General features: G+C 65.1%; 11 protein-coding genes, 1 other RNA gene and 1 pseudogene. 9 read left to right on the forward strand and 4 right to left on the reverse strand.

Translation table 11 applies throughout. From position 1 onward, the window contains the following. Window positions 1-225 precede the first annotated feature (225 nt). The 7 genes from AC6RA4_RS19610 to msrB all read left to right on the forward strand — a co-directional run bounded on the left by AC6RA4_RS19610 (window position 226) and on the right by msrB (window position 4,983). Entirely contained in the window at window positions 226-936 is a 711-nt protein-coding gene (locus AC6RA4_RS19610; RefSeq protein WP_500163253.1) for an alpha/beta fold hydrolase, read from the forward strand. 52 nt (window positions 937-988) lie between these two features. Continuing rightward, window positions 989-1,392, forward strand: an RNA gene (gene rnpB / locus AC6RA4_RS19615) — RNase P RNA component class A. Window positions 1,393-1,507: 115 nt separating this feature from the next. Continuing rightward, window positions 1,508-1,675, forward strand: coding sequence for a 50S ribosomal protein L33 (gene rpmG / locus AC6RA4_RS19620; RefSeq protein WP_007799108.1), 168 nt, complete (start codon window positions 1,508-1,510; stop codon window positions 1,673-1,675). 93 nt (window positions 1,676-1,768) lie between these two features. Next, complete coding sequence (locus AC6RA4_RS19625) at window positions 1,769-2,920, forward strand: aminodeoxychorismate synthase component I (RefSeq protein WP_500163255.1); 1,152 nt, start codon at window positions 1,769-1,771, stop codon at window positions 2,918-2,920. Further along, a complete protein-coding gene (locus AC6RA4_RS19630; RefSeq protein WP_500163256.1) occupies window positions 2,881-3,525 on the forward strand; it encodes an aminotransferase class IV family protein in 645 nt (214 codons plus the stop codon). The genes AC6RA4_RS19625 and AC6RA4_RS19630 overlap by 40 nt, the downstream gene beginning before the upstream one ends. Window positions 3,526-3,689: 164 nt before the next feature. Continuing rightward, entirely contained in the window at window positions 3,690-4,241 is a 552-nt protein-coding gene (locus tag AC6RA4_RS19635) for a fasciclin domain-containing protein (protein WP_500163258.1), read from the forward strand. 274 nt (window positions 4,242-4,515) lie between these two features. Further along, window positions 4,516-4,983 carry a peptide-methionine (R)-S-oxide reductase MsrB gene (gene msrB / locus AC6RA4_RS19640; RefSeq protein WP_500163259.1) on the forward strand — a complete coding sequence of 156 codons (468 nt, stop codon included), beginning with the start codon at window positions 4,516-4,518 and terminating at the stop codon, window positions 4,981-4,983. 305 nt (window positions 4,984-5,288) lie between these two features. Here the strand turns inward: msrB and AC6RA4_RS19645 are convergent, their stop codons facing one another. Further along, window positions 5,289-5,921 carry a DnaJ domain-containing protein gene (locus tag AC6RA4_RS19645; protein WP_500163260.1) on the reverse strand — a complete coding sequence of 211 codons (633 nt, stop codon included), beginning with the start codon at window positions 5,919-5,921 and terminating at the stop codon, window positions 5,289-5,291. Window positions 5,922-5,995: 74 nt separating this feature from the next. On the opposite strand from AC6RA4_RS19645, the gene AC6RA4_RS19650 reads away from it, so the two are divergent. Next, window positions 5,996-6,253 (forward strand): BolA family protein, encoded by a 258-nt coding sequence (locus AC6RA4_RS19650; protein WP_500163262.1) that lies wholly within the window; start codon window positions 5,996-5,998, stop codon window positions 6,251-6,253. A 9-nt stretch (window positions 6,254-6,262) separates the two neighbouring features. Here AC6RA4_RS19650 and AC6RA4_RS19655 read toward each other — a convergent pair whose 3' ends face one another. From AC6RA4_RS19655 to AC6RA4_RS19665, 3 genes are all read right to left on the reverse strand, one after another. Further along, entirely contained in the window at window positions 6,263-6,805 is a 543-nt protein-coding gene (locus AC6RA4_RS19655; protein ID WP_500163263.1) for a DUF4177 domain-containing protein, read from the reverse strand. Between the two features lie 426 nt (window positions 6,806-7,231). Further along, on the reverse strand, window positions 7,232-7,396 hold the full coding sequence (locus tag AC6RA4_RS19660) for a hypothetical protein (protein WP_222603830.1): 165 nt from the start codon (window positions 7,394-7,396) through the stop codon (window positions 7,232-7,234). Between the two features lie 15 nt (window positions 7,397-7,411). Then, window positions 7,412-8,764 carry an ammonium transporter gene (locus tag AC6RA4_RS19665; protein ID WP_500163265.1) on the reverse strand — a complete coding sequence of 451 codons (1,353 nt, stop codon included), beginning with the start codon at window positions 8,762-8,764 and terminating at the stop codon, window positions 7,412-7,414. A 316-nt stretch (window positions 8,765-9,080) separates the two neighbouring features. Here AC6RA4_RS19665 and AC6RA4_RS19670 point away from each other — a divergent pair. After that, window positions 9,081-9,593 (forward strand): annotated as a pseudogene (locus AC6RA4_RS19670) (glutamine synthetase); the annotation flags it as partial.

Here is a 9,593-nt window from a genome sequence, read left to right on the forward strand (position 1 = left end):
CTGATTGGATCTTCAGAGGGCGCTGTCAGACCATTTCTCGAAGACGGACACAGCGCTCTTCAATGGCGTTCTGCTCCCCATGTGCGCGGCGCTCCGCCCGCGCGGCGGTTTCCCGCTTTTCCTCGCCCGCCTCCGTGCTAGGATTCGCGCAAACAACACAAGACACCAAGAGGCAGGGCATGTTGGTCTCCGGCGCGGGACGGATCCGGATTTTCGGGGGCCGGAATGGCTGAGCCCCTCGTATTGCTGCCCGAGTTGATGTGCGACGCGCGGCTCTTCGGGCCGCAGATCGCCGATCTCTCCCGCGACATGGCCGTCATGGTCGCTCCGATCAACGGCGGCGAGCGCGTCGAGGAGGTGGCCTCCGGTCTGCTCGACGTGCTGCCGCGGCGCTTTGCGCTGGCCGGGCTCGGGCTTGGTGGCGTCGTCGCGATGGAGCTGCAGCGCCGGGCACCGGACCGGGTGTCGCGGCTCATGCTGATCAACACCACACCGCTGGCCGAGACCCCGCAACAGGCCGCCGAGCGCGATGCGCTGATCATCAAGGCCCGCGCCGGGCGGCTCGATCAGGCGGTGCAGGCGCTGATCCCCTCCGATTGCTTCGCGCCCGGCCCCTACAAGCTCGAGATCCAGGCCATGTTGATGGACATGGCGCTGACGCTGGGCCCCGAGACCTTCGTGCGGCAGATCCGCGTGCTGCAGCGTCGGCGCGACCAGCAGGGCACGCTGCGCAAGCTCCGGGTGCCGGTGACGGTTCTCTGCGGCGCCCATGACACGCTGCACCCCGAGAAACGCCAGAGCTTCCTCGCCGAGCTGATTCCCAATGCCCGGCTCGAGGTGGTCGAGGAGGCCGGGCACCTGCTGCCGCTCGAGGCGCCGGACCGGCTCAGCGACGTCATCCGCGGCTGGATGACCGAGCCGATGCTGCTGCGCTAGGCGCACGATCGCCGATTGACGCGTCCTGCCGCCCCGCCTATGTCGGGCGCGCGTGGAGGGCCGGGCGGCCGCCGCCTTCGGGGTGACCCGTTGGGGGAGGAAAGTCCGGACTCACCGAAGCACCGGTGCCGGGTAACGCCCGGGCAGGGCAACCTGACGGAGAGCGCCACAGAGAACAGACCGCCGTCCCTTGGGGCGGTAAGGGTGAAACGGTGGAGTAAGAGACCACCGGGGGACGGGCAACCGGACCCGCATGGCAAGCCCCACCGGGAGCAATGCCAAATAGGGACTTCGCGCGGGCATGATCCTACGGGATATCACCGCAGGGCTGCTTTGGCCCGAGAGGTCCGGGTTGGCAGCTTGAGCGCGCGGGCAACCGCGGGCCTAGAGGAATGGTCGCCGAGGGGCGGGGAGACCCGCTCTGAACAGAATCCGGCTTACAGGCCCTCCACGCAGAATTTTCCGGGGCTTTCCCGGTTGACTCGGACGCCTGCATGAGTAAAAGGCGGGCTTCAAGGATTTCACGGGGCGCGTGCCAAGGTGCGCGCTTGCCCGTCGCAGGAGAAGAACTATGGCGAAGCCGACCACCATCAAGATCCGCCTGAACTCGACCGCGGGCACCGGCCACTTCTACGTGACCAAGAAGAATGCCCGCACCATGACCGAGAAAATGACCGTGCGTAAGTACGATCCGGTCGTGCGCAAGCACGTCGAATATAAAGAAGGCAAGATCAAGTAAGCCTTACCTCGTAAGGGACAGTGATCTGGGCCGCGTGGGATAACACCTGCGCGGTCTTTCTTTATCCGGGGCATGGCAGGCGCGGGGGCTTTGATGCGCACAGAGGCGTTCAGCGGCGTTCTGGTCGAGGCCGGACCCGACGGCGCGCCGGCGCTGTTCTCGGCTCCCCGTGACATCGTCACCGCGCGCACTGGCGACGCGGCGCTGGCCGCGCTCGACCGACTCGAGGCCGCGCGGCGCGATGGCTTCTGGATCGCGGGCGTCGCATCCTATGAGTTGGGCCACGCGCTCGAGCCCAAGCTGGCAACGCTCGCGGAGCAGGGGACTGGTCCGCTCCTGAGATTCGGAATCTTCGATGCGCCGAGCGATGCGACGCCGCTGCTGGCGCGGGCCGAGGCGGAAAGCGCCGAGGCGCGGGTCATCGCGGCCACGCCGCTCTGGGACCGCGCCGCCTATGCGGAGCGCTTCCACGAGATCAAGGCGATGATCGCGCGTGGCGATCTCTATCAGGTCAACCTCACCATGCCGATGGCGCTGCGCTTCGCGGGCACGCCGCTCGGGCTCTGGGGCGCGATGCGGCGCTTTCAGCCGGTCGGGCATGGCGCCTATGTCGCGCTTGGCGACACGCAGATCCTGTCGCGCTCGCCGGAGCGGTTCTTCCGGCTCGAAGAGGGCGGCCGCATCACCGTTGCCCCGATGAAGGGCACCGCCCCGCGCGACGCCGATCCCCACCGCGACGCCGCCCTGCGCGACGCGCTGGCGCAAGACATCAAGAATCGCGCCGAGAACATCATGATCGTCGATCTGATGCGCAACGACCTGTCGCGGATCTCGCGCGTGGGCTCGGTGAAGGTGCCGGCGCTGCTCGAGGTCGAGACCTACGCCACGGTGCACCAGATGGTGAGCCGGGTCGAAGCGCAGCTCGAGGCGGAGGCCTCGCTGACCGAGCTGATGCGGGCGCTGTTCCCCTGCGGTTCGATCACCGGCGCGCCGAAGATCGCCGCGATGCAGGCGATCCACCGGCTTGAGCGCTGGGAGCGGGGGGCCTATTGCGGGGCCATCGGCTGGGCCGGCCCGGATGGCCGCGCCGATTTCAACGTCGCGATCCGCAGCCTGACGGTGACCGGCACGGGATGCGCGCAAATGGGCGTCGGAGGTGGTATCGTGCATGACAGTGTGTGCGATGACGAGTACGAGGAAGCGCTGTGGAAATCCCGCTTCGTGACCGGTCTGATCCCGGCCTGAGAGTGATCGAGACCATGCTGTGGCTGCCCGGCTCGGGGGTGACGCGGGGCGGGATGCACATGGCGCGCGCCGCGCGGACCTGCGAGGCGCTCGGCTTCGCCTTCGACCGCGCAACCGCGTGGCGTCGGATCGAGCGGATCTCAAGCCCCGAGCCGCTGCGCCTGCGCATGACCATCGGGCGGGAAGGCGATATCGAGCTTGCCCACCAGCCCTTCGACCTCGGGTCGTCGCCCGAAGATGCGGTGGTGACGATCTCTCCGCACCGGCTCGACCCGGGCGATCCGTTCCTGAGGTACAAGACCACCCGCCGCGCGCTCTATGACGAGACCCTGCGCCAGAAGCCTCCGTCGGTGACCGAGGTGCTGTTCTTCAACCGGTATGACGAGCTTTGCGAAGGCGCCTACACCAATGTGTTTCTGAAACGCGGCGGGCGCATCCTGACGCCGCATGTCGATTGCGGCCTGCTGCCCGGTGTGTTGCGCGAGAGTCTGCTGCTGACCGGCGAAGTTTTCGAGGCGGTGTTCAAGATGGAGGACCTCGAGAGCGCCGAAAACCTCTGGATCGGCAATTCGCTGCGCGGGCTGATCCCGGTGCGGCTCGGCTAGACGCGCGGGCCCCGTGGCGGAGGTTCGACAGCGCCGTCGAAGGCTAGGGCGGCACCTCACGCGCTCGTGATCGAGGCATCTGAAACAGGCCCGGCGCTCTCTTCGTGACTGTGAGCATACCCGCCCCGAACGGGACGGGATCATGCCACATGGAGGAGCAACACATGACGATTTTCAAAAGCACCGTTCTTGCAGCAGCCCTTGGCCTCGCGGCACCCGCGATGGCCGCGGAGAACCCGATGGTCGGCGGCGCGCCGATGTATGCCGACAAGACCATCGTCGAGAACGCGGTGAACTCGGCCGATCACGAGACGCTGGTGGCCGCGGTCAAGCAGGCCGGGCTGGTCGATACGCTGATGGGCGAGGGGCCGTTCACGGTCTTCGCACCGACCGATGCGGCCTTCGACAAGATCTCGGACGAGAGCCTGTCGCAGCTGATGATGGATCAGCACAAGGGTCAGCTGGCGCAGATCCTGACCTGTCACGTGGTCGCGACCAGCGCCATGTCGGATGCCATCGCGGGCATGATCGCCGATGACGGCGGCATGCATCCGGTGCCGACCGTCGGCGGCTGCACGCTGCAGGCCAAGTTGGAGGGCGGTACGATCACCCTGACCGACGAGCAGGGCCGCACCGCGAATGTGACCATCGCCGATGTGCGCCAGTCCAACGGGGTGATCCACGTCATCGACCGGGTTCTCCTGCCGGCGATGTAAGAGCCCCCCGCCGCCCGGTCCCCTTCCCGTCTGATCGGGCGGCCGTTCCCCTCTGCGCTGCGAGCAGGCAGCGCGGAGGGGACAGGTTTGCGGTCCTGCTCTGTATGGACCGTCTCACGGACCCCGCGGGTTGCGAGACGACCTGCGGTTCTGCGCGAGGGCCTGTGGTATCCCCCAGGTTACAGGACCCTCGCGCAGGTTTGTTCCGGTGTTTGTGGACCGAAGAGCGCCCTGCGCGCATCCTGAAGAGAGAAAGCACCCGAGGAGGAGACCGATGACCCGAAGAGGATTTCTGGCGACCAGCGCCGCGATGCTTGGCCTCGGTGGAGGCGGCGCGGCCCGGGCTGCCGAGCGTTTTGAGGTCACCCGGACGAAAGCCGAGTGGCGGGCGATGCTGAGCGATCTGGAATACAAGGTGATGCGCGAAGAGGCGACGGAGCGCGCCTTCACCTCACCGCTGAACGACGAGAAGCGCGCCGGGACCTTCCTGTGCCGCGGCTGCGATTTGCCGCTTTATGCCTCGGAGACCAAGTTCGACAGCGGCACCGGCTGGCCGTCCTTCTACCAGGCGCTGCCGAACGCCATCGGCACCAAAGCCGACCGCTCGCTTTTCATGACCCGCACCGAATGCCACTGCCGCCGCTGCGGCTCGCATCTGGGCCACATCTTCGATGACGGGCCGCCGCCGACCGGCAAACGGCATTGCATTAACGGCGTGTCGCTGACCTTCCGACCGGCCTGAGCGCGCGGCGCCGGTTCGAGATATCCGAAGAGAGCCCGGTGTAGGCCTGTGCGTCCAGGGGATTGACGCACAGGCCTGGCCGGTCCGTGAGTGCCCGGGTCAGGGAAAGCCCCGGGGACCATACGACGGAAAATACCATCGACACAATTTTGCTAACACAACCTTTAAGGGTGTGTCTATCGAGTCGTGATCGTTCGGGTGGAAGTTTTTTCGCCGGTGCCCAATCCCGCGCCTGATCCCAGTCAGGCCGAGATTTCAGAGACTTCCACGGGCGACATCGAGTCTGCCGCCCGCGAAGGGCATATCTACTTGAAGTTGCGGCTGTCCTTGATCTGATCCCAGGCCCAGACAACCTCCTGCAGCTGTTCTTCCTGGCTGCGGTCGCCGCCGTTCATGTCCGGGTGAAGCACCTTGATCAGCTTCTTGTAAGCCTTTCGGACATCGGCCTTGGTCTCGGCGCGCTCGACCTCGAGGATCTCCAGCGCGCGCTTCTCGGTCGGCGGCAGACGGCGTCCGCCGCCGCCGGCCGGGGCATTGCGGCCGGGGTTGCGCGTGGCGTTGTCGCCAAGCACCTGATGCGGGTCTTCGATGCCAAGCCGCGCCCAGGCCCGTGCCTCGGGGTCGCGGTAATCCTTGGTCTTGCGCTCCCACACCTTGTCGGAACTCTGCTGGGCGTTCATCTCGGCTTCGGTCTTGCCGTCGAAGAAGCTCCATTGCGCGTTGTATTCGCGCACGTGGTCCTTGCAGAACCAGTAGTATTCATCGAGCACGTCCGGTGCCTTGGGTGCACGGAACTTGCCGGGCTCCTGGCAGCCTTCGTGCTCGCACACGCGGGTGGAGGTCTCTTGTTCGCCGGACATGCCTCGGCGTCCGCGCGGATTCTTCTTCTTCGAAGTCTTCACCGACATATCGAAACCGAAGGGGTCAGGTCTGCTCATGGTCTCACCTTTTCGACTCGGACGAGAGAGTTTAGACAATCCGTGACCAGTTTGAAGAGGGCAGGAGACGAAATTTGTCACGGTCGGCGGAAATCGAGACACGGCTGCGCGCGGCGTTTACGCCCAGCGAGCTGGACGTACGAAATGACAGCGCCCGGCATGCCGGGCACGGCGGCGACGACGGCAGCGGCGAGAGCCACTTCCACGTGCGCATGCGCGCGCCCGAAATGGCAGGCAAAAGCCGGATCGCCCGGCACCGCGCGGTGCACGCCGCGCTTGGCGCCGAGCTGACGGCGGCGATCCACGCCCTTTCGCTGGATCTGGATGCCTGAGGCAGGGCGTTAGTCCTGCCGCATCCGCGCGGCCCGCTCGGTGAGCAGGCTGCTCGGGCCATCGAGCGGTGTCTCGTCATCCTCGTCCTCCTCCGCCGTGTCGGAGGCGGGCTCGGTCTCACCGGCGGTCTCTTCGGCAGCGGGATACGGCTCTTCCGGCTCCTCGGGCTCTGAAGGCGCGGTCGCGGCCAGCGCCGCAGGGGCGGCGAGATCCGCTGCCGAAGCCAGCTTGCGGCCTTCGAGATTGGCGTCGTCCTCGGTGTCGAGCGGCTCGGCCGCGGCGGGTTCGGCAGGGGCGGGCGTTTCGATGGTCGAAACGCTGGCCGGACGGCGGAACACCAGCAGGTTGCGCCACACCGTCTGGCTCGAGGTCAGGCCGCTGCGCTCTTCGCTGGGCAGAAGCTCCGCGCGCTGAAACTCCCAGCCATCCGCGGCCATCTCGTTCATCAGCCGTTCGATGGCGAGCGCAAAGCGGTTTTCGGCGGCCTTCACGCCGCGCGCTTTCTCTCCCTTCGCCGGGGCGGGCACAACCTTGTATTGATATTGCGTCATGAAAAGCCTGTATATTTCGGGATCGCGCCACTCTAGCAAGACGCTCCGCCCGCGTCACCCGGAACGAAATGGCCAGGAGACCTTTGCGGATCTCCTGGCCGGCATTTGGGTAAAATCTTTGGCGTAGCTATGTCTGTTACAATCGTTTGATCCCGCTCTCGATCTCTCCTGACAGCGGTGCCGAGCGTCTCACGGACCCGGTAGGACAGAGCTTAGCTCAATCGCGAATAATCAAAAAATAACGGAGATTTAGAGGAGGAAACGATGGGCAAAGCGGGGCCCTCGCGACGTCTGTTTCCTGTCTCGCGCCAATGCCCTTCGGGGCTGCTGCAATAATAGGCGCAGGGCGGGAATCGCTTCCGACATGTGAAAGGGGGCGAGCCTTGCGGCCCGCCCCCTTCCGGTTTTCACAGACTATAAGGGACGTCAGTGATTATTGTAGGCGTGCTTCTCGTGCACCGCGGCGATGATGATCGTTCCGGCGGTGATCGCGACGGCGAGCAGCAGGAAGAGCATCATGATTGCGGGCTTGTCAGCAAAGGTGAAGTACGCTTCGGCGCCTTCCCAGCTCTCGATCGGAGACGTGTTCATCTGGTCTTTCCTTTCTTACTCGGCCGGGGTTGCGGCAGCTTCCGGGGTCGCGGTGTTCACCGGGCCCGGGGTGTAGCTTTCGGGGTACGCGGCAACCGGCACCTTGACGATGTCGAGGCCCTTTTCCTGGATGTGATCCGGCACCCGCAGCAGGCCAAAGACCTTGAGGATGTAGGAGACCACATAGCCCGGCACGAAGCCCAGAACGGCCATGGTCACGGCGCCGACGATCTGGCCCCAGAGGGTGACCGGGGGCATGCCGTCGATGTTCGGGTAACCGGAGGCGAAGACGCCGCAGGCCACCACGCCGATCAGGCCGCCGACACCGTGCACCGGGAAGGCGCCAACTGCGTCGTCGATGCCCATCTTCTCGACCCAGACGGCAACCATCGGGACGACGAAGCCGCCGAAGGTGCCGAGGACGAAGGCCACGGGCGGGTAGTAGACGTCGAGGCCGGAGGCCGCGGCGAAGATGCCGATCAGGGCGCCGGACATCATCCAGAACGGATCGCGGGTCTTGACCCAGGCGCCGATGATGCCGCCTGCCATGCCCATCAGGGTGTTGAAGGCAAAGGCCGAGAGCGTGGTGGGCTGGCCGTAGATGTTGATCCACTGCTCACCGGGCATGTAGATGATGCAGCCGCCGAGGAAGCCGAAGAAGCCCACGATGATCAGCATCAGGCCGGTGATGGTGAAGGGGATGTTGTGGGCGAGGATCGCGTTGGCGGAACCGTCTGCGTTGAACTTGCCGACACGCGGGCCGAGGTTCAGCAGCACGCCGAGCGCGAAGAAGCCTGCAACCATGTGCACGACGCCCGCGGCGCCCACGTCATGGTAGCCGAATTTGACGGTCAGCCAGCCGGTCGGGTGCCAGCCCCATGCGCCGCCGAGGATCCACACGACCGAGCCCAGCAGGATTGCGAGGATCAGGAAGCCGGCGGTCTGGATGCGCTCGATCACGGCGCCCGAGAAGATCGAGGCGGTGGTTGCGGCGAACAGCGTGAAGGCCGCCCAGAAGATGCCGGTGGCGTTGTCGGCGAGGTTCGGACCCATCGACATTTCCCACGGCCAGCCCGAGGCGTCCTCGGCCGGAAGCAGGCCGTTGTAGAACGACAGGTAGATGTACCAGCCGAAGAAATAGAAGGTCGGCACCATGAAGGCGAAGGCGAGGATGTTCTTGATCCCCGAGGCCAGCACGTTCTTCACCCGGCTCGCGCCCATCTCGTAGGCGAGGAAGCCGGCGTGAATGGCGATCATCAGTGCCGTACACCACCAGTAGAAGATTTCCGAGTTGATCGTGCCCGACATCGCGGAGGCGCTCTCCAGAGCCGCCAACCGCTCTGTCAGCGCGGCAAGTTCCTGTTCCATTGTCCTTGGTTCCCCATTGCGGATGTTATTGTCAGGGCTTGAGGCGCCCCTGCACTCAGAGTGAATAAAGTTTCCTGACGGCAAAACGCGGCGGCGCCCCGACATGGCGGAATCCGGATGTTTGTCTATTCAGAGGCGCTTTTGCTTCGGCGGTGCCTATCGCTTGTGCAGGCTGAAAACGATGACTGCCATTTAGGCGGGCGATTCCACCTTAGAGAATAAAAATTTCCCCTGAGTAATAAGTTTCACTGGACAGGAGCCGAGTCGGTCGGGCTGTCTTGGCCTCGAAAAACACAAAACCGCAGGGATGGACTTCATGGATATCGAACGCTTCGTCGAGGAACCGGGACGCGACGAGAAGATCAAGGCGGTGCGCGAGAAGATCGACGCGCTGGGCATCGAGTACCTCTATCTCCAGTTCGTGTCGGTCACCGGCAAGATCATGGGCAAGGGCATTCCCGCGGATCATTGGGAGAGCGTCGCCAAGAAGGGCTTCCAGCTGGTTTACGGCGCCACGGTGAACCTCTTTACCAACCGCGCCGGCGACTATCTGGGCTATGGCCCCGAGGCTGCCGAGCTCGTCGGCATCCCCGAGCCCGAGACCTTCATGCAGCTGCCCTGGGCGCCGGAAATCGGCCGCATGTATTGCACGCTGTTCCGCAACCGCGAGGAAAAGGTCGATCCCGGCGCCTACCTGACCGCCGATTGCCGCGGCAACCTGCGCCGCATGCACGAAGCCTTCCAGAAGAAGCACGGTCTGCAGCTGCGCATGGGCACCGAGCCCGAAATGATGTGGTTGAAACGTGGTGAGGACGGCAAACCAGCAGGT

The organism is Salipiger sp., from assembly GCF_059781815.1.

What these genes read in the sequence shown, in the direction of transcription:
- AC6RA4_RS19610 (WP_500163253.1), top strand. Translation starts at nt 226, where the DNA reads ATGGCTGAGCCCCTCGTATTGCTGCCCGAGTTGATGTGCGACGCGCGG.
- rpmG (WP_007799108.1), top strand. Translation starts at nt 1,508, where the DNA reads ATGGCGAAGCCGACCACCATCAAGATCCGCCTGAACTCGACCGCGGGC.
- AC6RA4_RS19625 (WP_500163255.1), top strand. Translation starts at nt 1,769, where the DNA reads ATGCGCACAGAGGCGTTCAGCGGCGTTCTGGTCGAGGCCGGACCCGAC.
- AC6RA4_RS19635 (WP_500163258.1), top strand. Translation starts at nt 3,690, where the DNA reads ATGACGATTTTCAAAAGCACCGTTCTTGCAGCAGCCCTTGGCCTCGCG.
- msrB (WP_500163259.1), top strand. Translation starts at nt 4,516, where the DNA reads ATGACCCGAAGAGGATTTCTGGCGACCAGCGCCGCGATGCTTGGCCTC.
- AC6RA4_RS19645 (WP_500163260.1), bottom strand. Translation starts at nt 5,921, where the DNA reads ATGAGCAGACCTGACCCCTTCGGTTTCGATATGTCGGTGAAGACTTCG.
- AC6RA4_RS19655 (WP_500163263.1), bottom strand. Translation starts at nt 6,805, where the DNA reads ATGACGCAATATCAATACAAGGTTGTGCCCGCCCCGGCGAAGGGAGAG.
- AC6RA4_RS19660 (WP_222603830.1), bottom strand. Translation starts at nt 7,396, where the DNA reads ATGAACACGTCTCCGATCGAGAGCTGGGAAGGCGCCGAAGCGTACTTC.
- AC6RA4_RS19665 (WP_500163265.1), bottom strand. Translation starts at nt 8,764, where the DNA reads ATGGAACAGGAACTTGCCGCGCTGACAGAGCGGTTGGCGGCTCTGGAG.